The sequence below is a fragment of the Methanocorpusculum sp. genome (assembly GCF_030655665.1).
Lineage (GTDB): Archaea > Halobacteriota > Methanomicrobia > Methanomicrobiales > Methanocorpusculaceae > Methanocorpusculum.
The window spans coordinates 1-23,133 of record NZ_JAUSPQ010000005.1 but is presented as its reverse complement, the minus strand read 5'-3'; the positions used below and the strand labels follow the sequence as shown (position 1 = coordinate 23,133).

General features: G+C 49.4%; 27 protein-coding genes. 17 read left to right on the top strand and 10 right to left on the bottom strand.

Annotated features, from left to right (window positions below; translation table 11 throughout):
• Positions 1-4: 4 nt before the first annotated feature.
• From Q7J08_RS02960 to rpl12p, 11 genes are all read left to right on the top strand, one after another.
• Positions 5-793, top strand: a complete 789-nt coding sequence (locus Q7J08_RS02960) for a heparan-alpha-glucosaminide N-acetyltransferase (protein ID WP_304910203.1) — start codon at positions 5-7, stop codon at positions 791-793.
• Between the two features lie 39 nt (positions 794-832).
• Entirely contained in the window at positions 833-1,663 is an 831-nt protein-coding gene (locus tag Q7J08_RS02955; protein ID WP_304910202.1) for a heparan-alpha-glucosaminide N-acetyltransferase, read from the top strand.
• A 34-nt stretch (positions 1,664-1,697) separates the two neighbouring features.
• Positions 1,698-2,540 carry a heparan-alpha-glucosaminide N-acetyltransferase gene (locus Q7J08_RS02950; protein WP_304910201.1) on the top strand — a complete coding sequence of 281 codons (843 nt, stop codon included), beginning with the start codon at positions 1,698-1,700 and terminating at the stop codon, positions 2,538-2,540.
• Position 2,541: 1 nt separating this feature from the next.
• On the top strand, positions 2,542-3,873 hold the full coding sequence (locus Q7J08_RS02945) for a D-aminoacyl-tRNA deacylase (RefSeq protein ID WP_304910200.1): 1,332 nt from the start codon (positions 2,542-2,544) through the stop codon (positions 3,871-3,873).
• Positions 3,870-5,186 carry a cell division protein FtsZ gene (gene ftsZ, locus Q7J08_RS02940; RefSeq protein WP_304910199.1) on the top strand — a complete coding sequence of 439 codons (1,317 nt, stop codon included), beginning with the start codon at positions 3,870-3,872 and terminating at the stop codon, positions 5,184-5,186. The genes Q7J08_RS02945 and ftsZ overlap by 4 nt, the downstream gene beginning before the upstream one ends.
• A gap of 4 nt (positions 5,187-5,190) precedes the next feature.
• Positions 5,191-5,436, top strand: a complete 246-nt coding sequence (locus tag Q7J08_RS02935; protein ID WP_304910198.1) for a protein translocase SEC61 complex subunit gamma — start codon at positions 5,191-5,193, stop codon at positions 5,434-5,436.
• 2 nt (positions 5,437-5,438) lie between these two features.
• Entirely contained in the window at positions 5,439-5,915 is a 477-nt protein-coding gene (locus tag Q7J08_RS02930; protein WP_304910197.1) for a transcription elongation factor Spt5, read from the top strand.
• A 157-nt stretch (positions 5,916-6,072) separates the two neighbouring features.
• The gene (locus Q7J08_RS02925; protein WP_304910196.1) at positions 6,073-6,546 is read left to right on the top strand and encodes a 50S ribosomal protein L11; all 474 of its coding nucleotides are present in this window, start codon (positions 6,073-6,075) and stop codon (positions 6,544-6,546) included.
• A gap of 130 nt (positions 6,547-6,676) precedes the next feature.
• Positions 6,677-7,318 (top strand): 50S ribosomal protein L1, encoded by a 642-nt coding sequence (locus Q7J08_RS02920; protein WP_304910195.1) that lies wholly within the window; start codon positions 6,677-6,679, stop codon positions 7,316-7,318.
• 2 nt (positions 7,319-7,320) lie between these two features.
• The gene (locus Q7J08_RS02915) at positions 7,321-8,169 is read left to right on the top strand and encodes a 50S ribosomal protein L10 (protein ID WP_304910194.1); all 849 of its coding nucleotides are present in this window, start codon (positions 7,321-7,323) and stop codon (positions 8,167-8,169) included.
• 23 nt (positions 8,170-8,192) lie between these two features.
• The gene (rpl12p, locus tag Q7J08_RS02910; protein WP_304910193.1) at positions 8,193-8,504 is read left to right on the top strand and encodes a 50S ribosomal protein P1; all 312 of its coding nucleotides are present in this window, start codon (positions 8,193-8,195) and stop codon (positions 8,502-8,504) included.
• 110 nt (positions 8,505-8,614) lie between these two features.
• Here rpl12p and Q7J08_RS02905 read toward each other — a convergent pair whose 3' ends face one another.
• Together Q7J08_RS02905 and hypF are read right to left on the bottom strand one after the other, a co-directional pair.
• Positions 8,615-9,211: a hypothetical protein gene (locus Q7J08_RS02905; RefSeq protein WP_304910192.1), complete on the bottom strand. Its 597-nt coding sequence runs from the start codon at positions 9,209-9,211 to the stop codon at positions 8,615-8,617.
• Positions 9,208-11,436: a carbamoyltransferase HypF gene (gene hypF / locus Q7J08_RS02900; RefSeq protein WP_304910191.1), complete on the bottom strand. Its 2,229-nt coding sequence runs from the start codon at positions 11,434-11,436 to the stop codon at positions 9,208-9,210. Before hypF ends, Q7J08_RS02905 begins: the two co-directional genes overlap by 4 nt.
• Before the next feature lie 108 nt (positions 11,437-11,544).
• Between hypF and Q7J08_RS02895 the strand changes: the two genes are divergently transcribed.
• The gene (locus tag Q7J08_RS02895; RefSeq protein WP_304910190.1) at positions 11,545-12,345 is read left to right on the top strand and encodes a winged helix-turn-helix transcriptional regulator; all 801 of its coding nucleotides are present in this window, start codon (positions 11,545-11,547) and stop codon (positions 12,343-12,345) included.
• Position 12,346: 1 nt separating this feature from the next.
• The gene (locus Q7J08_RS02890; protein ID WP_304910189.1) at positions 12,347-15,055 is read left to right on the top strand and encodes a DEAD/DEAH box helicase; all 2,709 of its coding nucleotides are present in this window, start codon (positions 12,347-12,349) and stop codon (positions 15,053-15,055) included.
• Positions 15,056-15,151: 96 nt separating this feature from the next.
• On the opposite strand, the gene Q7J08_RS02885 is transcribed toward Q7J08_RS02890, so the two are convergent.
• The 8 genes from Q7J08_RS02885 to trmY are packed head-to-tail and all read right to left on the bottom strand — an operon-like array spanning position 15,152 to position 20,040.
• Positions 15,152-15,496, bottom strand: coding sequence for a hypothetical protein (locus Q7J08_RS02885; protein WP_304910188.1), 345 nt, complete (start codon positions 15,494-15,496; stop codon positions 15,152-15,154).
• 29 nt (positions 15,497-15,525) lie between these two features.
• Entirely contained in the window at positions 15,526-16,107 is a 582-nt protein-coding gene (locus tag Q7J08_RS02880; RefSeq protein WP_304910187.1) for a HemK2/MTQ2 family protein methyltransferase, read from the bottom strand.
• Positions 16,107-16,883 (bottom strand): 16S rRNA (adenine(1518)-N(6)/adenine(1519)-N(6))-dimethyltransferase RsmA, encoded by a 777-nt coding sequence (rsmA, locus tag Q7J08_RS02875; RefSeq protein ID WP_304910186.1) that lies wholly within the window; start codon positions 16,881-16,883, stop codon positions 16,107-16,109. The genes Q7J08_RS02880 and rsmA overlap by 1 nt, the downstream gene beginning before the upstream one ends.
• 9 nt (positions 16,884-16,892) lie before the next feature.
• Complete coding sequence (locus tag Q7J08_RS02870; protein ID WP_304910185.1) at positions 16,893-17,471, bottom strand: DUF655 domain-containing protein; 579 nt, start codon at positions 17,469-17,471, stop codon at positions 16,893-16,895.
• Between the two features lie 9 nt (positions 17,472-17,480).
• A complete protein-coding gene (locus Q7J08_RS02865) occupies positions 17,481-17,849 on the bottom strand; it encodes an RNA polymerase Rpb4 family protein (RefSeq protein ID WP_304910184.1) in 369 nt (122 codons plus the stop codon).
• 38 nt (positions 17,850-17,887) lie between these two features.
• Positions 17,888-18,184: a 50S ribosomal protein L21e gene (locus tag Q7J08_RS02860; protein WP_304910183.1), complete on the bottom strand. Its 297-nt coding sequence runs from the start codon at positions 18,182-18,184 to the stop codon at positions 17,888-17,890.
• Between the two features lie 2 nt (positions 18,185-18,186).
• Positions 18,187-19,422 (bottom strand): tRNA pseudouridine(54/55) synthase Pus10, encoded by a 1,236-nt coding sequence (locus Q7J08_RS02855; RefSeq protein ID WP_304910182.1) that lies wholly within the window; start codon positions 19,420-19,422, stop codon positions 18,187-18,189.
• Between the two features lie 30 nt (positions 19,423-19,452).
• A complete protein-coding gene (gene trmY, locus Q7J08_RS02850) occupies positions 19,453-20,040 on the bottom strand; it encodes a tRNA (pseudouridine(54)-N(1))-methyltransferase TrmY (RefSeq protein WP_304910181.1) in 588 nt (195 codons plus the stop codon).
• A gap of 488 nt (positions 20,041-20,528) precedes the next feature.
• Between trmY and mcrB the strand changes: the two genes are divergently transcribed.
• The 4 genes from mcrB to mcrG all read left to right on the top strand — a co-directional run.
• On the top strand, positions 20,529-21,842 hold the full coding sequence (gene mcrB / locus Q7J08_RS02845; protein WP_304910180.1) for a coenzyme-B sulfoethylthiotransferase subunit beta: 1,314 nt from the start codon (positions 20,529-20,531) through the stop codon (positions 21,840-21,842).
• Positions 21,843-21,880: 38 nt separating this feature from the next.
• Positions 21,881-22,354: a methyl-coenzyme M reductase operon protein D gene (gene mcrD, locus Q7J08_RS02840; protein WP_304910179.1), complete on the top strand. Its 474-nt coding sequence runs from the start codon at positions 21,881-21,883 to the stop codon at positions 22,352-22,354.
• A gap of 2 nt (positions 22,355-22,356) precedes the next feature.
• Positions 22,357-22,980: a methyl-coenzyme M reductase I operon protein C gene (gene mcrC, locus Q7J08_RS02835; protein ID WP_304910178.1), complete on the top strand. Its 624-nt coding sequence runs from the start codon at positions 22,357-22,359 to the stop codon at positions 22,978-22,980.
• Positions 22,981-22,992: 12 nt separating this feature from the next.
• Positions 22,993-23,133: coenzyme-B sulfoethylthiotransferase subunit gamma (mcrG, locus tag Q7J08_RS02830; protein ID WP_304910175.1), on the top strand; the 141-nt coding region annotated here is incomplete at its 3' end.

The following is a 23,133-nucleotide window of genomic DNA, read 5'->3' as shown; positions in this document are numbered from 1 at the left end:
GCACATGGATGACGTCTGTCCCGCCCCGGTGAAGGAACGGTACTGGGAGATCGATGCAATACGCGGTTTCTCGCTTCTCGCGATGATACTTTTCCACACCGTTTTTCTTCTCGGCGTCTTTCACATCATCAATGTGGATGTCTGGCTGCGGCTTGGCATCTACCTGCCTCTCGGGACGAGCGTATTCGTCATCATATCGGGAACCTCCCTGATCCTTCGTCATGGCCGGATGCTCGACAAACCGCGTCGGACCTACTACCTGGCCATTCTAAAACGCGGGATAGAGATCATGCTGATCGGGCTTGGGGTATCCATCGTCGCATCTCTGTTGGTTCTCGTGTTCATCAACGACGGAAGATACGTGTACTTCAACTTCCTGCAGATGATGGGTCTATCCATGATACTGTGCATCCCGTTTTTACGGTTCGGGAAATGGAGTCTGATCCCCGCAGTATTGTTCTTCCTGCTCGGTCTCTTTCTCGAAACGATCAAAGGACCTGCCTGGCTGATGGTTTTCGGGATCCTGCCGCCGGATTATTATCCGCGTGACTTCTTCCCCGTCTTTCCCTGGGTCGGCGTTATGCTTTTTGGGGTCTTTCTCGGCGCTCTTCTGTATCCAAACGGGATCCGCAGATATCATCTCCGTTCCGCGGGAAAAATCAGTCAGGTTCTTGCACTTATCGGCAAGTATCCTCTCCAAATATATCTTATTCACATCCCGTTGATAGGCACGATCCTTTTTATCATCGTCGTACTTTCCGGATTATGCGGCTTTCCGATCGGTTATATCTGAAAACGATTCGGGTAAATTACTTCCCTGCCGAACGCATACATGCCTGAAACAATGAGCGGCGAAGAGCAGTGCGTAACTCCGGGATCTCCCCCGTTAGCAAAAAAAAGTGAGCGTTACTGGGAAATCGACGCAATCCGGGGTCTTGCTCTTTTCGGAATGCTGTATTTTCATTTTCTCGCCATTCTCGTGATGTTCCACATCCTGCAGGAGACTCGCGAGTTTCTGTTTTATTACAGTCCGATCGTGATCGTCTCGGCTGCCTTCATTTTCATTGCCGGCGTGGCACTCGTTCTCCGGTATAACCGTATGCTTGGAAAGCCTATGGGTTCGTACTACTGTGATATCGCGAAAAAAGCCATGTTTCTGTTTTGTATTGCCATGGGTATCACGGCACTGACCTGGCTTGCCTCCGTTGTTATCTATAGCGATGATGTCTTCATCAAGTTCGGGTTCCTCCACATGCTGAGTATTTCGATGCTCATCTCGATCCCGTTTCTCAGGTTTGGGAAATGGAACATCCTTTTTGGCATACTGATCATCCTTATCGGAGTGTTCATCATCCCGGGTCTCCAGGGTCCCGGCTGGCTCTATCCGCTCGGGATCCACGGTGCCGATTTCATGGACCATACGCCTGACTACTTCCCGCTCTTTCCGTGGTCCGGGTTCATTCTGCTGGGGATAGGTCTCGGCAACATCTTCTATCCGAAAGGCGTCAGATCATTCTCGGTGAAACAGCCAGGTTTTCTCGGCAAATTCTTTGCGAAGATGGGATACGGCAGGACCACGCTCATCATCTATCTTGTCCACATGCCGATCTTCTTTGTCATTTTGTGGGTGTTAAGCGTGACAACCGGGATCGGGTATGTTTAGCTGTGCAGAAATTACTTAGATATACACAACCAATATGACTGGAAGAATGGGTGGTGAAATGGAGGTAAACGGGACAACGGTCCGGGGAATTGGTGAGCCGGGTGCTCCGCAAAGCGAGCGGTACTGGGAAATCGACGCTGTCCGCGGACTTGCTATTCTCGGGATGCTGTTTTATCATTTTCTTGCATGTCTCGTCGCATTCCATATAATCGTGGAGGATGCCAAGTTCCTTTCCTATTATAATACCTATATGCTTGGTTCGGGAATTTTTGTTCTTATTGCCGGTATTGCGATGATCCTCCGTCACGAACGAATGCGGGGAAGAACTACGAAGGAATACTACGGAGCTCTGGTTATCAAGGCACTGTTTTTACTGGCGCTCGGTTTCTGTATTACGATCGGAAGCTGGATCGGTGCTTCGGTGTTCCTCGGCAGTGATGCATTTATTAAATTCGGCTTCCTGCATATGCTAGGGGTGTCCATGCTTCTTGCGATCCCTCTTCTGAGATATGGAAAATGGAATATTATTCTCGGGATGATCATCATCGCGATCGGAGCGTTTATTTTCCCGTACATCAATGATCCGTCCTGGCTCTATCCTCTGGGGATCCATGCCGAGGATTTCATGATGTATACGCAGGATTACTTCCCCTTGTTCCCCTGGTTTGGTGTGCTTCTTCTGGGTGTTGGTCTGGGGAATGTCTTTTATCCGGGAGGCAAACGGGGTTTTACCATCCGTGAGCCGGGAATGGTCGGGGAGGTTATTGCAAAGATCGGGAATGGTGCGGTAACGCTTTTCATTTATCTTGTCCACATCCCGGTGATATTCGTTATTCTGTGGATCTTCTCTTCCCTGACGGGAATTGGGTATTTGTGATATGATCATCGATATAGTAAATTCTGACTCGGACCCGGCCGGACGCAATATCCGGGCGGCTATCGACAGCCTTCTGAAAAATCCGCCGGAAGGGGGTTTCCCTCTTTTCGATGGAAACGAGGTGACATTTCAGACCGTTCCCGGCCGGATCATTCATACGGAAAAAACCTCGGTGAACCCTGACGCGGATCTCATCATTGTTGTTTCGCGTCATTCAAGTGTAAACCCGGTTCCGGTTCTGACGGTTCATCCGGCAGGAAACTTCGGTATCGCCGGACTTGGCGGCAGCGACCGGGAGCTCGGTCTGACGAGTCCAGCCTGGATGAAGTCGGTTCTGCAGAATCATGCCGAGTTCGCTCCGGAGGGATATCGGGTCTCCTACGAGATCACGCATCATGGCCCGACGGATTTTCCGGTCTCGTTCTTTTTTGTCGAGGTAGGGAGTACCGAGAAGGAGTGGAACGATGTTTCCGCGTGCATGGCTGCGGCAAAAAGCGTTCTTTATGCACATCCTTTGCCGGAGTCATTCTCGCTGATCGGGTTTGGGGGTACGCATTATGCGGTCAGACAGACGGCGATCGGTCTCGAGACGAAGGGGGCGTTTGGGCATATAATGCATACGCGGGATGTCGGTTCTGTGTCGAAGGAGATGGTTTCCCAGATGATCGCAAAATCCGGCGGGGTCTCTGCCGCGCATGTTGACCGGAAAGCCCTGTCAAAGCAGGAGTTGTCTCATCTCGAAGGAGTCCTTACCGACCTTGATCTGGAAGAGATCACCGAAGGTGACCTGCACAAAATCAATTCGATGTCATTCGAAACGTGGTGCGCATACAGAGATATGGCCGCAGCTACGGCTCGGGATCTGAAAATCTTCCCGCATGGGAGGATACTGGACGAGAAACCCTCGGTGATCACTCTCCCTTTGGATCTATTCTCTGCGGCATTTCTCGGGTCTGAGGAGATATTCCTTGCAGAGCTGGACAAAATAGGTAATATTTTTCATACAACAGGAAAAGGCGGCAGACTTATGCCAACTCTGTTAACCTCTGCCAAAAACCGACAAAAGGTATCAGGTGATTTAATAGTCTTATCCGTTCAACAAATAACACGTACACAGGATAGTTTGGTGGAAGGTGATCAAATCATGATAACCCGCCGGCAGTTCGACCCTGGACTCGCGCGCACGCTCGGGGTCCCGTCAGGTCCGTTGTATGGGCAACTTGTCGCCGGAACACCGGTGCCCCTTCCCGACGGCAGAACAATTACGCCGGAGATGGTCACAAAAGTGGTCAAGACATCCATCAAAATACCGGGATTGGAGAATTACTCATGAGATCAATTGTAGAAGAAGCATTATCACGCAAACGGTTCGAAGATGTTGCACGGGACGACACTCCAGTTTCCGCAATTTATGACGCGGAAACCGAAGCTGACCTCGGTGCAAAAACCTACGCAGTTCGTCCGCAGACACCGGAACCCGCCAAGGCAGCTGCTCCGGTTCAGGTCCAGCCCGTAATAAAAGAGCAGGCAAAGCCCGATGTTGACTACTCAAGTCAGTATAGTTTTTCTGTAGCCAAGACTACTCCGACGGACGAAGATGATGAATTCGATGAGATCCTGGATGCTCTCCGGACAAAGATCACGGTAATCGGCTGCGGTGGAGGGGGATCCAACACCGTTGCCCGTGTTTATGAGGAAGGAGTCGAGGGTGCCGAGATCTACGCACTGAACACCGATGCCCAGCACCTCTCCATGCTCCGGGGCAGAGTTGGCCGCCGTATCCTTATCGGACGCCAGACCACCAAAGGTCTCGGTGCAGGCGCAATACCCCAGCGTGGTGAAGAGGCTGCAATCGAAAGTGAGGATGTGATCCGTCAGGCACTTGCCGGCAGCAATATGGTATTCGTGACCGCCGGTCTTGGCGGAGGTACCGGTACCGGTTCAGCTCCGATCGTCGCAAAAATTGCAAAAGAGATCGGTGCTCTTACAATCGCTATAGTAACCCTGCCTTTTACGAGTGAAAGTGCTACCAGAATGGAAAACGCTGAGATCGGTCTTGAGCGTCTCCGGGAAGTTGCTGATACGGTTATCGTAATCCCCAACGACCGTATCCTTGAAGTTGTACCGCGCCTCCCGCTTGCCCAGGCCTTCAAAGTCTCTGACGAGGTTTTGATGCGTGCCGTCAAAGGCATCACCGAACTGATCACGCTCCCCGGTCTTGTCAACCTCGACTTTGCCGATGTCCGGACCGTTATGGAACAGGGCGGTATTGCTATGATTGGTGTCGGCGACTCCGACAGTGAGGACAAAGCAATCGATTCTATCAAGAAAGCTCTGCGTTCTCCTCTCCTTGATGTCGACATCACCGGTGCGACAGCCGCTCTTATCAACGTGATCGGCGGACCGGACATGACGATGGTTGAAGCAGAAGGTGTTGTACAGGAAGTTTATCAAAGAATTGATCCTTCAGCACGCATCATATGGGGTGTCCAGATCGACCCGAAGATGGAAGGCCGCATGCGAACCATGCTTATCGTTACCGGTGTCCAGTCACCACAGATTTATGGTAAGCAGGAACAAATATCTAGGGCATCACAATCAAGTCAGGTCCAGCGCTCAAAGTTTGAGATTGACTTCCTGAGGTGAATACATGGCTAAAAACGAGAAAAAAACCGATGAAAAAAAGACACTTCCTTCCATTCAGATAAAGAAACCGGTGATTACGAAAGCAAGTGTTTCAGAATTTTTCAGAAAATACCTTCGTGTTCTGAAACTTGCCCGCAGACCTACCAAAGATGAGTTCTGGAAAATCTCCGCAGTTGCCGCAGCAGGTATCGCACTCATCGGCGTTCTCGGTTTCCTGATATATCTGATATTTGAATATCTCCTTCCATAACTATGACTGAATCAAAGTTTGGCAATCACTACTACATCTTAAAGACGACATCCAAGCATGAGCGGACAGTTGCCGACAACATCCGTGAGGCGATCGAAAACAATATGACGGACGTCGTCGTCACTGCAGTAGTAGTGCCGGAAGATATCAAAGGCTATGTCTTCGTGGAAAGCCCCGAAGAGCACGCCAGGATCGAGGAGCTTGTCGAATCGATCGCTCATGCCAGGATCGTTTTAAAGAATGAAACATCACTGGAAGAAATAAAACATTTCCTCGTCCCGAAACCGGCAGTTGCAGGTATCGATGAGGGAACAATCGTGGAACTGATCGCAGGTCCGTTCAAGGGTGAGAAGGCAGTGGTCAAGCGCGTTGATCACTCCAAAGAAGAAATCACCGTTGAACTCTACGAATCGATCGTTCCGATTCCGATCACCATACGCGGCGACAACGTGCGTGTGATCGATCGTAATCAGGATTGAATCTGGTTTTTTCGCGTGAATGTGAAAAAACCCTGCTTCATTCTCCAATCTATCTTTTTTACTGGGGGTCTCTCCAGTAGGTTTATGTTCTCAGAGGTAGACCTTAGTGAACCAATGTTGGGCTACCCTCGGGTATGCGCCAACATACGGTGATACAATGGCAGAAACTGTCGAGGTACTGGTACCCGGCGGTAGAGCAACTGCAGGACCGCCACTCGGTCCGGCACTGGGTCCCCTTGGGATCAACGTGAAAGCAGTCGTTGATAACATCAACAAATTGACTGCTGAGTTCAATGGCATGTCTGTTCCGGTAACGGTAATGGTCGATGACAAAAAGAACGTCACGTTAACAGTCGGTATCCCTCCGACAACCGCTCTTGTAATGAAAGAAGCGGGCGTCGAAAAGGGTTCCGGCACTCCGAATACTCAGGCAGTTGGTAATCTGCCGCTTGAAGCTGTCATTCGCATTGCAAAGATGAAGATGGAATCCATGCTCTCTTACGACCTGAAAACGGCCGCAAAAGAAGTCATGGGCACCTGCGTTTCCGTTGGTGTAACCGTCGAAGGCAAAACTGCCAAACAGGCAATTGCCGCCGTCAATGCAGGCGAGTGGGACGAACAACTCGCGTAAGTGAGAATCGTTCGCACCGCTTCAAACGGGTACGTGGATTTTCCACGTAAAAAAATGTACAGTAGTAGAGAACAAAACCATAGGAGATTGGGGAACACTCCAGTCGAAAAACTATGGGAGGCTTCATCAAATGGTTGAAAGAACCCAAATTATAAAAGCTGTTACGGCAGCACTTAAGCAGGCCCCCGAGCGTAAGTTCCAGGAAAGTATTGATATTACTATCAACCTGAAACACGTTGACATGGCCCAGCCAAAAAACCGTATTGATGAGACGATTCTTCTGCCACAGGCAATAGGCGTAAAAAAGATCGCCGTCCTTGGTAAGGGAGATATTGTATCCCAGGCACGTAACGCTGGTGTCGATTTAATTATCGGCCCTGACGAGATCGAGCGTCTGGGCGGCGTTCCGCGTGAAGCACGCAAAATGGCCGGACAGTATGATTTCTTCCTTGCAGAGACTGCGGTTATGCCCCTTGTTGGTCGCTGGCTTGGTCAGAGACTCGGTCCACGCGGTAAAATGCCGCAGCCGATCCCGCCAACCCTGGACATCACTCCAATCGTCGAGCGTCTGAGAAACTCCGTGAAGATCCGGTCTAAAGACAGACTTAATATGTCTGTTAAGGTTGGAAACACCGGCATGTCCGTCGAGGAAGTTTCAGAAAATATTGACGCCGTCGTGAAGAGGGTTGTAGGAAGACTTGAAAGCGGAGAGTTAAACATCCGCTCCGTCTACGTCAAAACCACGATGGGTCCAGCAGTGAAGGTGATGTAAGTATGGCAATTTATACCCACCACCTCCCCGCATGGAAACGCGAAGAAGTTGAGCAGATCAAAGATCTCGCTGACAAGTATACACTCGTCGGCTTAGTTGATGTCTACGGTATTCCCGCAAGACAGTTCCAGCAGATCCGCAGAAATCTGCGCAGCAATGCAGTCGTGAAGGTTGCAAGAAACACTCTTGTCGAGCATTCCATGAATGAACTCGGCGGTCACTTTGTTGATCTCAACGAGAAAGTTTCTGAGCACTCCGCTCTCATCTTTGCAAACGGTAACCCGTTTAAGCTGTTCAAGTCTCTTGAGCAGACGAAAACAAAGCGTTCCGCAAAAGCAGGCGAGATCACTCCTGAAGACATTGTTGTTCCAGCAGGACCAACTACCTTTAAGCCCGGACCGATCGTAGGAGAACTCCAGCAGGCAGGTATCCCGGCAGCCATCGACGGCGGTAAGGTCAAAATTAAAGAGACCAAGACCGTTGTTAAGGCCGGTCAGGCTATCAACAAAAAACAGGCCGATGTACTTTCAAAGCTTGGTATCAAACCAATGCCAGTCGGTCTCTCCCTCCTCGCAGTATGTTACGAGGGAGATATGTATCTGCCGGACGTCCTCTCAGTGGATGACGAGGCATACAAGGCAAAGATCACTCTCGCAGCACAGCAGGCATTCAACCTCGCCGTCAACGCAGCAGTTCCAACGGCATGTGCCGGTGTTACTGAGGCTCAGATCGCGAAGGCCGTCCGTGAGGCAAGAAACCTCGGTGTAGAAGCATCCATCTATGAGAAGGGTGTCATCGAGTTGATCATCAGCAAGGCATACAGACAAGCAAACGCCCTGAAGGCAATTTAAACATATACAAAGGTGAAATAAAAATGGAGTATATTTACGCAGCTCTGTTAGTTCACTCCGCAGCTAAGACTGTGGATGAAGAATCGGTAAAGGCAGTTCTCTCTGCCGCAGGTATCGCAGTCGACGACTCTCGTGTCAAAGCATTAATTGCAGCACTTGACGGCGTTAACATTGAGGAAGCAATCTCCAAGGCAGCAGCAGCACCAGTAGCAGTTGCAGCAGCACCCGCAGCAGCAGGCGCAGCAGCAGCAGCAACAGAAGAGGCAGCACCCGAAGAGAGCAAAGAAGAAGAAGAAGAGAACGCCATGGCAGGCCTTGGCGCACTCTTCGGCTAAATCTTTTTTTTTATACGGCAGTATTTTGTCGGTTCGTTTCATTCAGCTTCGGTGTTTTCCGAGGAAAAGATTTGTTGATGAAAAAAGAGATGGATTATTCCGAATTGGATCTACATTAACATGAGTGTTCCATTTTCCAGATTCTTGTTCCATCTGCGTGTATCTATAGTAATTGTTTCCAATTGCCTGAGCATTTTTTTCTCGTCTAAGATGTCACGCCGATCGTAGAGATAGAACTCAACGGGTCTCCAGAGTGCGACCCAGCCGATTATCACAAAACTCTGTCCGATTGCATATATTATGTCATTCTGATTGTGAATGCTGGTTATCACGCTGCTCAGAATCAGACAGATCAAGAGAAATATCAGACCGCGAACGAGATCCCGTCTCCCTTTGTTCACGGCAAGTTTGTATTTTTGGTTTGCTGAACTGCGTCTCAGAGCAAAATGCGAATGGATTGCCTGTTCCATATCGGTCCGTATCTCTTCATCATCGTAGAGAGTTTGTTTCAGATACAGGACGATTCTTGCAGAACCGTGTTTATCATTCGGTATCTCTGCAAGCGAATCCATAATGTATGATTCGGTTGCTTGATTGATCTCTTTCTCATCATTCGGCATAGGGCCGAGAAGCTTATAGAACTGGGCCGGATGTGATATCCGAAGTTCTATATCATTCCATTTTTCGTGTAATTCGCATGCAGTCATATGAGTCCCTCTTTTGCGAGAGTTCCGGCGGTAACAACCTGTCCGCAGGAGATACATCCGTCGCCAAACGGATACCTCGGATTCGTGATGCACTCAACTCCAGCGTTTTTCAGCGTTTCAATGATCGTTTCCCGAATGGAACGGTTTATGGCAACCCCTCCGGAGAGTGCCGTCTTTTGTATGCCGGTTGTTTGCACCCTCATGAGTGCTATGTCTGCTATGCCTTTCGCAAGAGTTGTTTGAATCGACGCGGCGATGTCTTCGACGCATATGCCCTCAGACATCATCTCCATGCCCTCCCGGAGAATGGAGGATGTCAGCAAAACATCCCGCCCATCCTGGGATTCGATAGTGGTCTCCATCGGCTGGGCCACGCCCCGTGCAGCATATGCTTCGAGCATCATCGAAGGTTCGCCGTCATACGTTCTCTCCCGGCAGATCCCAAGTAATGCCGCTGCTGCGTCCAAAACTCGTCCCGTCGACGTTGTGACTGGTGTGTTGAACCGCTTTTCGGTTTGTTGGGCAAGGATCCGAAGAGCTGTGTCGTTCCATCCTCTGCTCTGGAGAAGTGACAAGGTCTCTTCGTTTGGAAGAATGCCGTAGAGCATTCGTTCTGGGAACTTTGTTGCAAGGTCCCCCCCGGGCATAAGGACCTGTTCGAGGTGCCCGGTTCGGATGTATCCATCTCCCGGCGATCCGGCGAGGATTTCCCCTCCCCAGATGGTTGCATCATCTCCGTATCCGACCCCGTCGATTGCGATACCGACGACCTCTTCAGTGGTCACCGAAGCAATGTGGGCGCGGTGATGCTGGACCGGGCAGAGAATCGCTCCGTATCGTTCGGCGAGTTCCTGAGCGACCCGTGTACTCAGAAACTGGGGGTGGAGATCATGAGCAATGATCTCCGGAACCGATCCTGTAAGGCCGGTCAGCTTTTTTATCGTCTCTTCTAAGTATGCCACGGTAGGGGGATTTCTGATGTTTCCTATATGCGGTGACGTTATCAGAAAACCGCCGGTATATACTGTCGTATTCGCGTTCAGTTCCGGCCCTACGCCGAGGATATTCCTGTTTCCAAGATCCATTCGGGTTCTGAGCGGGGCAAAACCCCGTGACATTCGAATCAGATACCCGTCTCTCACAACCGAATCATCACACCGGTTTACGATCTCGCGGTCGTGAGTAAGAATATAGTCCACAACCCGGCCCATCTTTTCGATGATGGTTTTTGTTTCCGTGATCATCGGCGTTCCCGGAGCATTTGCACTCGTCATTATCAGAAGAGGGGACCGGAGTTTTGCAAACAACAGGTGATGGAGTCCTGTATACGGAAGCATCACGCCGAGGTTGTGGAGCCGGGACAGGGATATGTGTGATTCCGGATCGATCTTATCAAGGATCATGATAGGATGTATCGGTCCCTTGAGCAGATCCCACTCTTCCTTCGTCGGTTCGGTGACAAAATCTCCGAGAGTTTCCGGCTTCATCATCACGGCAAGTGACTGGTTTGGCCGTCCGAGAGCACTCTTGAGTCTCTCTGCTGATTCTTCAGTGCAGCAGATATGAAATCCCCCGATACCTCTTATGGCAAGAATCTTTCCTGCATCCAGCAGCTCTGCCGCTGCAGAGATCGTATCATTCGCTGAAATGATCTCCCCCGATCCTTTCAGCAGAGAAAGCTTCGGTCCGCATTCTGTGCAGGCTATCGTCTGAGCATGATGCCGCCTGTTTCCCGGGTTTTTGTAATCGTCCCGACACTCCTGACATGCGGGAAACTCATCCATACTCGTTCGCTCCCTGTCATAGGGAACGGATTTTATTATGCTGTATCTCGGTCCGCAGTCGGTACATGAAGTTGCCCAGTATCCATAATACCGGCTTTTTGGATCCATGATGTCGTGGAGACAATGTTCGCAGGTCGCAATATCTGCCGGCACGAATCCCGTCCTTGCCCCGTCCTGACTTTTCAGAATGGAAAAATCTCCCGGAGGATTCCAGTTCGGTAATGGATTGACCGATATCGAGTCGATGACCGACATCTTCGGTCCTTTTGCTACCTCCCGGCAGAATGCATCGAATTCCTCTCCGGCGGCATCGATCTCCACTTCGCTTCCGTGATTGATGACCGTCCCATTTATTCCAAACCGTTTTGCCTGGGCATATACAAACGGGCGGAACCCTACTCCCTGCACGATCCCGCGTAGGATTATTTTACCAGACTTCATCAACCTTTCTCAAAAAGGATTATAGAATCACAGACAATATAAGTGTAGGGTTTTGTGCCCCACATATTTTCTTTGTGGAGCGCCCATAATACAGATAGGAGATATACCATGCCTGATGATCCATTAACCAACATCCTTCGCAGTAAACGTGAAACGACCAGATTCCAGGTCTTAGTTGAGGTTGCCGAGCACCAGCCGTCGATTCGCCAGCAGGAGATCGCAGAAAAGCTCGGCGTGACCCCCCAGGCAATATCGGAATATGTACGTGATCTCGCTGAAGAGGGCTATATCAGTGCAGAGGGGAGAGGACGGTACTATGTCACCCACAAAGGAATCGAATGGGTCCTGAACAATGCGGAGATCTTAGAGTCCTACGCCCGGCATGTCCGCAGGGATATCATTCATCAGGTCGTAACCTGGGCCGCTATTGCGGATTCTGACCTGAAAGCAGGTGACTCGGTCGGCGTGTACATGAAATCCGGCTGGCTGTATGCAGGCAAACGTCCCCAGACTGCGATGGGTATGGTCACGGCCGATGCATCGGAAGGGATGGATGTCGGCGTGGCACGGCTTGCAGGGATCATTGAACACACGGAAGGAAAGGTCGATGTTGCCAAAGTTCCGAGAATCGAACGCGGCGGTTCAAAGATGGTGTCGATACAAAAATTCCTCGCTCTTGCAAAGAATGCCGATGTCATCGCAGCGGTCGGACTGGAGGCGTATATGGCCTGTAAAAACTCCGGCATTAAACCCGACATGTTCTTCGGGGCACGGGAAGGGGCTGTTGAAGCGGCATTCCACGGAATGCGTTGTCTGATCCTGATCGTTGATGAGGAGTTTACTGATTTCCTGAAACGTCTTGAAACAGCAGGTCTTTCGTATACTATACATGAACTGGTGACAGAATAACGTGACGACCATCGTCCAACCCTGGAAAAAGGGGTATAAAGTCTATTTTTGTGATGACGCAAAGGCAGGCAGGATCAAACATGTAGGAACTGTTGAACTCGAAGAGACCTCTAAAGGGATGCGCCCGTCTGAGTTTTTTGTCAGAAGACCCGGGACATCTCACGCTGAGAAGACGCCGACAAAAGAGTTCACCACGGTCCTTCGTGGAAACGGTCCGATCAAACTTACCCAGACCATGCCGGAATTCCAGGATTTTCTGAGAGGTATGCAGTTGTCCTGGGAAACGACGACACTTTGCCGGACCTGTCTTTTTGACGATCGTCTAACCCCCCTTACTGAGGAGACCCGGATCAAATGCGGGCAGGAGTTTGTCTGTCTTGACTGTGCAAAGCGTGAGCTCCGCCGTGAACTCGGTCACATTAAGCATCTAGGTAAACGCACGCAGCTTCATATCGAAAATCTCCTGGAAGAGTATCGTGACTTGGATATGGTACTCGCGATTCTTCAACCTGAATCGCTCGATACCAAGAAGACGATGTTCGACCGTCTCGAGGCACATGATCAAACGCCGACCGAACGTATCGAAAATCTTCCTCTTCCACGGGAATTTATAGAGCGGTGCGGTGTTGAGACGCTCATGCCTGCCCAGCAGCGTGCGGTCGAGTCCGGTCTTTTATATGGAAAAGATCTTCTTGTCGTTGCCGCGACGGCGAGCGGGAAGACGTTCATCGGAGAGATGGCCGGGCTGAAAAATTATATCGAAAAGCGCGGAAGAATGCTTTTCCTTGTCCCTCTCGTAGCTCTTGCGAATCAGAAGTATGACAGATTTTCTGAAAAATACAAATCTATAACTCAGACCTCGATAATGACCGGTGTTTCCCGTGTGAATCTGCCGGAGACCCGTCCTATTGGAAACCGCGGTGCAGGCGGCGGGATCGTTGTTGGAACCTACGAAGGTATGGACAACCTTCTCAGAAAAGGTATGCCGGTCAGCAACATTGGAACAGTTGTGATCGATGAGGTCCAGATGCTCGAGGATCCTGAACGGGGTCACCGGCTCGACGGACTGATCGCGAGACTGAAATATATCGCTCCCAAGGCTCAGTTCCTTTATCTTTCGGCAACGATCGGTTCGCCGAATCTACTTGCAAAAAAGCTGAATGCATCCCTCGTTTCTTATGCAGACCGTCCGGTTGCTCTGGAACGTCATCTGATATTTACCGAAAAAGATTCGAAGATCCCTTTCATCAAAAAGTTAGTCTTTGAGGAGTTCAATAAGACCTCTTCCAAGGGATATAAAGGGCAGACGATCGTTTTCACGAATGCCCGGAGCCGGTGTCATACCGTAGCCGAGGCAATCGGAGGGACGGCTGCTCCCTATCACGCGGGGCTGACCTCTCAGGAACGCCGGGCCGTTGAACGGCAGTTCGAGGAAGGCAAACTTGCCTGTGTTGTCACTACTGCAGCACTGGCAGCTGGTGTGGATTTCCCTGCAAGTCAGGTGATTTTTGATGCTCTCGCAATGGGAATCGACTGGCTCTCTGTTCAGGAGTTCCACCAGATGATGGGTCGTGCCGGTCGGCCGGATTTCCACGATCTTGGCCGGGTCGTTGTTCTCGCCGAACCAGGGGTCTCATATTCGCGTGAAACAAAACTCACCGAGGAGGAGGTCGCTATCCAGCTCCTCAAAGGAGCTATGGAAGAGGTCTCACCGGTATATGATATTGAGGAGACGTCTGAGGAGTTTGCGGCAAATGCCATCGTATGCCGCGGCCGTGAAGCTGATATTATCGCCATTGGAAACAGCATGGTCGGCGTGGGGGACGATCCCCTTGCGGAACTTCTCAAACACAAACTTGTTAGAAAGTCTGGGGGTATCCTGGAGCTCTCTCCGCTTGGGAAGATCATGGCAGAGCATTTCATCGGCATGGAGCGGCTTTTGGAGATCGATAAACTGGTTCGTGTGATGGATGATCCTCTCGAAATGGTCGCCGAACTCTCGTGTATGGATGATGAGCGGGAGAAAGAGAAACGTCGGGTCGATCGTCGTTCTACTGACAAAAAGGAAGCCGCATGGATCGGGGACAAAAAATCTGCTGCGAAACCAACTGCTGAGCCTGCATGGGTTGCGAAGAAAAAAGAGATACATGCGGTGGAGAAGCATGCTCATGATGATGAACGGCGGAAAAAGGCCGGATCCCGTAAGCTCCGTCATGAAGAAGTCGAAGTTGAGGTGTCGAAACCTCCCCGCAGGGCGAATAAGGAGATGGAGGACAGGGTCGAGCGCAAGAAACGTGAGGCATCCCAGTACATTCCTCCGCCGAAAAGAAAACAGCGGGAGGGTGACCCTGGGGATAGTAATGCGTCCAGGCTTGGTTCTGCGTCCACTGATCCCCTCAATATAATAGAGTTAGCTGTGGATCAACGGCGTGCCGGAAATTATGATGATGCTTTGAAGATCCTCGGAAATTATGTTGCCGATAATCCAAAGGACAGTCGTGCTCTGGTTGAACTTGGGAAGGTGTATGATCTCCGTGGTGATCGTGATACGGCGTATTTATGTTACCAGAGAGCTGCCACAGCTAATACCCAAAACCGTGAGGCAATCGATAGGATGAACGCATTTCTCATCGGGATCACGGTCGCTATCGATAATGACACATCTGATTTCAAAAAGGAATCTGGTGTTGGCAAAAAGAAAAAAGAGTGAGGATATCTTCTCATTTTTCGTATATTTTATCATCAGCCCAGATGATACACGTCTTCGGACTGATATTAATTTTTATTGCAAGATAGCAAAAAAGGATTATTGGCACTGATTTCCAAGCTCATACAGTGCATAGAGCTCATTTGCTGCTTCTGCGTCGGCACGCCTCATCGCCTGTTCGATGAGAACTTCAGCACACTCGGTCGGCAGACATCCTATTCCTTCTTTTCCGATCCGGATGAGTTCGATGAGGGAAATAAACTCCTCCTCCGTGAGCCGGTTCAGCCGTGCTGCAAAATCATCGGCATCCTTTGCATAATGATTTGCCACCGGCGGCAGAATTGAGCGAAACGCTGTTTCTGATTTTCCGCATACAAGTGTATCACACTCTGGGGCGAGTTTTAAAAGAAGAACTATATCGTGTTCGGATAATATACGAGACATATTCTTAGTTTTGGACAGTCATGGATTAATTAGGTTCCGCAAAGAGAACACAGATCCCGCGAGATCCTAAGGACATAAAGCATCTCGCCGTCTTCCTGCCGTTCCTCTGCTACTACGAGAGCAATGAATGCTTCTGCATGACAAAGCTTCAGCACTTCATCAATGCCGGTAAGCGAGGAGATGAGAAGGAGTATCCTCCCGAATGTTGAAAGGTGAGGGGGTGCTTCATGCAAAAACCGTTCTACAACCTCCCGCCCGGAAGGTCCGCCGTCAAGAGCATACTCAAGCCAATCGTCACCTCGCTCTTCGGGAGTTGTCGGGAGATACGGTGCGTTGAATAAAATCAGATCGAACTCGCCGCAAACCGGTTTGAAGAGATCCCCTCTGATGACCTCGATACCGTTTACTTCGTGTGCATATTGTGCCGCGTGGGGATTTATTTCGACGGCGAGGACCTGCGGCGTTATCTCGGTTACGGATTTTGCCACAGCCCCCGAACCGGTCCCGATCTCCAGGACCCGGTCGTTCGGCTTTACTTCTGCGAGTGCAGCTTTTATCAGGAGATACGTATCTTCAGATGGAAAATAGATCTGGGTCGTGTCGATATCCATTATATCAGATCACTAAGCTGGTTGGCAAGCTCAATGAAATCTATGACTGAAAGTTTCTCAGGACGTTTACCGAGCAGATCTTTTGGGAGATTACTGATGAGGGCGGTCATTTTTTCCTCTCCATAGATGCTTTTCATTCCTTTGAGTCCGTTTTGAACGGTCTTTCTCCGGTGGGAGAACAGTTCGCGAACAACGATGGCATGCACGTTACGATCGAGAATTTGCACCGGCGGTTCGTGCGGGATGATCTTTACCACGGCCGAATCAACTTCCGGCGGGGGGCTGAATGCCCGCGGCGAAAGTTTCAGGATGAGTTCAACATCTGCATAGGTCTGAACCATCACGGAAAGTCTGCCGTATTCTCCGTCGCCCGGCGGGGATACCATGCGTTTCGCAAACTCCCACTGATACATCAGAACAGCTGTCTCGAAACCGGTTTCGAGCAGTCTGAACGTGATCTTCGAAGAGATGGAGTAGGGAAGGTTTGCGATGACCAGATCAAAATCTGGAAGATCCACTCTGGAAGCATCGCCCCGGGTTATAGTCAGCTGACCTGAAGCAAGTTCATCTTTGAACCGCTGTTCAAGGTTTGGTACAAGGGTCCCATCCAGTTCAACTGCTCTGACATTTGCTCCGCGTTCGAGAAGTGCTACAGTCAGTACTCCTCCGCCTGGTCCGACTTCAAGCACATTCCGTCCTTGGATCGGGACTGAATCGGCAATAAAATCAACGGCGTCTGTATCAATCAGAAAATGCTGATCCTTTGGCGCTTTCATAAAAAAAGATTATTTAGAGGTAAAGAGATGATATTTCTCTTCCGGATTCTCGAGTTCAAGCATGATCCTCTCACGGATAAACTTCTCCGGTTTCTGGAGTGTTTTCACCCGGTTACGGATATCCTCGAAGCTTTCAAACGGTTTTTTGTGTCTTTCTTCCAGGGTGTCGATCAGTGTTTTTTTGCCGAATCCCGGAAGGAGGTTTAACATGTGCATCTTGAGACTGATCGGAACCGCAGTGTTGTAAAACTCCACGAACCGTTGTTCAGACTTGGAAATAATTTTCTCAACTACCGGCTCAAGCTCGCCTTTTGCGGTCGGGGTCAGTTCGTCGTAGGACAAACGGCGTTTTACCCGCTCGACATGTTTCCTCTCATCTTCGCCGATGTAGACTTTATCGTGCAGATTGATCGCAACATCTTTCTTTGCGATAAGTTCGAGGAGTTTGAACTGGTCAGTGCCTACTGCGAGAATAATCGATTCCCGCTGATTCAAAGGACGTCTGTCGCTTGCATATCCCCATTGGAGATAATCCAGCACGATAGCTTCGACTTCCTTTTTATCGGTCCTCTCAGTCTTTGGCGGCATATCTACCACTCACTCGTATTTATGCAGAGTGTCAAGAATCTGATCTAAGTCTTCGGGGAGAAGAGTAAACCGCTCTTTAGCGTAGATTGCCCGGATCTCATCGCGGCTCTGCGGCATGATGTTTACTATCCTGCAGGCAATCTCCGGCTTTGTTTTCTCCATGGATACAAGGTCAGAAAGGATGGACTTTGCCGTTTCAACACTGGATTTACTGAGAATGTCTGCATGGTCAATACTCTTACGCAGTTCGTATGATATGCTTCGGGCGGGATCGTCACCCATTTCTCCACCGGAACGTTTTTCGCGGATCGCTATAAGCTCTTCGCGCAGCTCTGGAAGGGTCATCATATCTTCACTGATAACTTTCTTTACTTTCATGCGAGACTCCTGATAAATGTAAAATAAGTATTTGGGGGTTAATTATATTTCTGCGCCGTGAGGTGCTGTGGTCGTGCAATGACTGTCTTCGTTGCATTGCCGTCTTTGATCTCAAGGAGCCAGGCTCTGCCTCTCTTGCCGACGATTGTTCCGGTCTTACCGTGGAATCTCGGGTGGGGCTGTCCTTTCTGAACGCTTGAGTCTAAGACAAGGTGAACTTTCTGTCCTTCTTCGAAGTTCTGAATGACCTTGGTCACATTGGGCATACCGCGGGTACGCAGGGTTTTCTGTAACTTATATCTTGTTCGCTTTTTAATTCCATTGTGCTTTGCCATGTTTACTCATCTCCAATATTTGGTAATCCGTCGACCTGCACCACGTCTAATTCGACGACTTTGGCGGGTACGGCGAGGATTTCAGCAAGACTGGGAGTCGTTCTGCCCCCGTCTCCTGATACGAGCTCTTTGATGTAGAGGCCGCCTTCACCAAGCACTTCGAGCCGGTAAAGACCATCCTCCACACCAAGAACTCCTATGTCAATGACCTGTCTCTTTCGAATGAGATCTGCACGTCGGTGCGAGACCCGTTCAGGCGTGCGCTGGTCGATCCAGGCTCCTTTGAGCATGGATACAGCATTCTGAACAGTTTCCAGAGAGATACGGTCATCTATTGAGACTAGAATCCTGTATGTCTTATGCCCTTTGTTTGATTTAAGCATTTCCACGGTCTTTTTGTCAGACCAGCTTTCCAGGACAACCCCTACACGAGGGTTGGCAGATGCATTAATCGCTTTTTCAAGCTCTTTTAAATCATATGTCCGCTTTTTCGGGTTCTGCATCTCCATTACGAAGGGTCTTCCGGTCCCGATCATCACGGCATCAATATCTTCTCTTCCTGCTCCGTGAAGAACCCCGCAGTCACTAGCGAAAATCTGTTTTGGGACTTCTGCAATGAGTTCTTCCACTGATGTGGGGTATTGTTTGCCAGTAAAGTTGCAAATTTCACAGCCTCTTCCTTTGCATGCGCGGCAATCCCAGTGAGTTTGCGGGATCCCGCGTTCATATTTCAGATATCTGCCGTAGAAGTATATGGAGGCGATTTGGATTTCAACACAGTCATCTGCGATATTCAGGACGATGGTGACTTCGGGATTTTTTGGATTACCGTGTTTGCCGGTAAGAGCAGAAACTGCTTTTCCCACTTCACGGTTCATCTCGGATTTCAGGGGTTCAGGATTTTCGAGAGAAAGATCTGACCAGAGCATCTCTTCTGATTCTGCCATCATCGGGGGGACACGGGTGCCTATCACGAATGTTCCGTGTTCGATGCCTTGTATGGTAGCTGCTGCTTTTTCTGCCCAGTAGGGAATGGTATCGAATAAGTCGTTACAGACCCAGCAGGTTCCTTTTTCGTATGGTTTGTAGGGGATATTATATGCGAGAGCATGGGCTATTCTCAGTGAACGTCCCCGTTCTTCGTTGGTGAGTCCGAATGATTTTTTTGCGAACAACCGTCCAAGGCAGTGATCACAGATATCGCCGTACTCTAATATGGTGTTGACGAGTTCAAGCATTTGATGCATTATTATTGGATGGGAAACCATTTAGGCTTGCTCTCCTCGACGGTCGAACTCGTTTAGGATTACGGTGATCGTGTGATCTGCATGGAGGATGCGGGGGCCGACTGAGTATTTTGGCAGGTCTTTGATAAGTTCCATCTCTTCTTCAGTGAAGTTCTGGTGGTCGCTTAATATGAAATTTTCTGGCAGGATTTCTGCTGTTCGAATATCCTCTCCGTTTTCATCAAGAACTGCAAACCGGTGTTCCTCGAGCAGTTTGGAAAGGCCGTTTTTTCTGATGGATATTCCCGGAGCTGCTCTTTGGTATTCTTCCTCTGGTATAGTAACGAGTGCTTTTTTGATCAGTGCACCGGCACTTCGTTCGTCGGGGTTGAGGGATTTGATTTTATCTCCGGAGAACCGGAGTGTGATCGTATTCGCAGGATCTGCCTGTTCTCCTCCTTTCAGGATAAGAAAACATTCGGTGTTTCGCCGGAGGTCGTGACTCAGAAAAAATGAGGCGTTGATGCATCTGCATAAAACGTCCATTCGTCCTGCTCCTCCCGGCATATCATTTAGAGAGAAATCCGGCGTTGTAACCGCTTTGTGTCCAATTACTGCAAACCTTATCATTGTACTAGTATGATAGGATGCGGGGAATAAAAAAATCGTCTGGCGCTATCAGACGGAATGTTCATTTTTGAAAAATACAAGGGCGCATGCCAAAGTAACACGCAGCATATTTTATAAGCAAATAAAGTATTACAAATGTTATTTATAACGCATTCAAATTGTGGCAATCAGGGGAAATACCCAATTACTCTATCCAGAATGCCAAAAATCGTTTGAATAATGGTAATAGACAATATGGCTCTCCTTCTCTCTTCTAAAGATAATACTTATATCCCGACACAAAGATACAGTGTAAATGTCCCGAGAGGGGGCGGATGTGATAGCTATGCATATCTGCCTGGCCACTTGGTTTGCAAAAACCCGGCCGTGGACGTGAAAAAGTAACCGTCACTAACCATCAGTGATTCTATCAGCAACAAGCAGCAATTTTCAGGAAAAGTAACGGTAAAACAGCCAAACGAATCACCTTTAACAAACGAGGAAAAATTATGGCAAAATACAAAGATGTAATTGACCTTTACGATGACAACGGCAAACTCTTAAAGAGCAATGTCGCACTCGAAAGGATCAGCCCGCTGGTTAACCCGGCAATCAAGAAAATCATCGACGATACCAAGAGAACTGTTGCAGTCAACCTTGGCGGAATGCAGGATGCATTAAAAACCGGTAAGATCGGTAAGCACCAGCAGATCCTTGGTCGTGAACTTAACCTTGATATCGTTGGAAACATCGACGCTATCGAAGCAAAAATCAAAGAGTACGTTTCGGTTGAAGCAGGCGACGACACCGAGGTCAAACGTTACAACGGCGGAAAACTTTTATTAGTTAAGGTTCCGTCCTCACGTATTACAGCGGCAGCAACTTACGATGCAGCACTGACCTCTGTAGCAGCAGCAACGACCTATGCGGTTGTCGAGCAGTTCAACGTTGACATGTTCAACGCAAACACTGTCAAGGCAGCAGCATTTGGTACCTACCCAGTCACTATGGATATGACAGGCGGAGCTTGCTCCATGATCATGTCCATCCCGCAGAACAACGAATCCCTTGGATACGCACTTCGTAACATTCCGGCAAACCAGTCTGTTATGATCACGCACAAGAATGCAATGCAGGGTGCAGCACTCACTGCAGTATTTGAACAGGCAGGAGAGTTCGAAATGGGCAGTGCAATCGGTCCGTTCGAGCGTGCACAGCTTTTACTGCTCGCCTACCAGGGTCTGAACGCCAACAACCTTGTCTACGACCTTGTAAAAGCAAATGGTCAGACAGGTACCGTCGGTACTGTTGTTCAGTCCTTAGTCGAGCGTGCAATTGAAGACAAAGTCATCAAACAGGGCGCAGCCGCAAAGGGTGGATACTTCAAACCCTACGAGACCAAAGATCCGATGCTCTGGAACGCTTACACCTCTGCCGGAACTCTTGCAGCAACCATGGTCAACTGTGGTGCCGGACGTTTCGCTCAGGCAGTATCATCAACCTTACTGTACTTCAACGATCTTATTGAACACGAAACCGGACTTCCGGGATCTGACTTCGGAAGAACAATGGGTGTTGCAGTCGGTTTCTCCTTCTTCAGCCACTCCATCTACGGTGGTGGAGGACCTGGTATCTTCAACGGAAACCACGTCGTTACCCGTCACGCAGCAGGTGTTGGTATGCCTTGTATCGTTGCAGCATGTGCACTTGATGCAGGCACTCAGATGTTCTCTCCAGAAGGAACCGCAAAAGTTTACGGTGATACCTTCGGTCAGATTGACGAGTTCGCCCGCCCACTCCAGGCAATTGCAAAAACAGTTTAAGCCTGTACTGATTTCCGCTTAGGCGGAAAGGAAATAGAATGACAGAAACAACATACCCACAACTAAGAATCGTCCCCACAAGATTCCTGAATCCGGAGACCACTGAGATTCTTCTCGATAAAATCTACACAATAGATGGGATACGCCGACTTGTGCTGAATGGTCCAAACCTTCCGGCTATCGTACCTTACGGTCCTGCCAGAGGTGAGATCAATGATAACACACATCGGCGTATCATAAAGGTCTGCGGCGAAGATTATCTTCTCCACGTTCAGGTCGGTGCAATTCTTCTTGAATTGGACGATGCTTCTGTGATTCCGCTTGTCAAGGCGGCATGCGATGAGGTCTTCGCTGATAAATTCCCGTATGGGATTACCGAGGGTACCTACATGCGGTCGAATATGACGACCACCGACTATGCCAAATACGGCATTGTCGATGATAAACGAATTCTTGGAATGAGCGATCCAAAAAGCAAACAGCGCCCTATCATCCTTCAGGGAACTAAATAATAATGCCGCTTGGTCGTGTAACACAACTCGTCGACTGCAGACAGAGTATGGGTATGGGTAAGGGGGGATCTCTTGCCCAGAGGGGAACCATCTCTGAATGTAAAAATCCTGATGTCATAATCGTGGGCATGTCTCCCGGTCGGAGACATATTACTAAACCTGTCTGCGATATTACGTCAGCACTACGGCAGCAGGGGATCGAATACAGCGTAAGTACCTTGGTGCTGAACGCAGGCAGCGGTGTTCCACCTGATGCGGATATCGGCGGGGTATCACTCGGCTCAAATTTCGGAATTCTCGATCGCGAGATAGAACAGATAGAACGCCACAAAGTGGCGGTTCTTCACCACGGAAACATACGGTCTCACGTGGTCCACAAATCAAGAAAGATCCTGCAGGAATGCAACGTTAATGCAGTTATTGTCTGTCAGGCTCCTGTTGATTATGAGGATCTCGCAAAGGCCGGAGTAAAGACCGCGTACGTCATGCCAAAACCAGATGACGTTCGGACCAAAGGCACCGTAATGGGACTTGTTACCGGTATCACCCGGGGACAGACTCCAAGTCGTGTGGCAATGTCAGATGTCATTCATGAAGTACTCAGAATTATTAAATCTACAAACTAGGTGAACAAAACTATGGCATACAAACCACAGTATGGTCCGGGAACCTCCAAAGTTGCGGAAATTCGTCGCAACCAGATGAACCCGAACGTAAAGCTCGAAAAGATTCGCAGCGTCACTGATGAGGACATTGTCCTTATTATGGGACACCGTGCA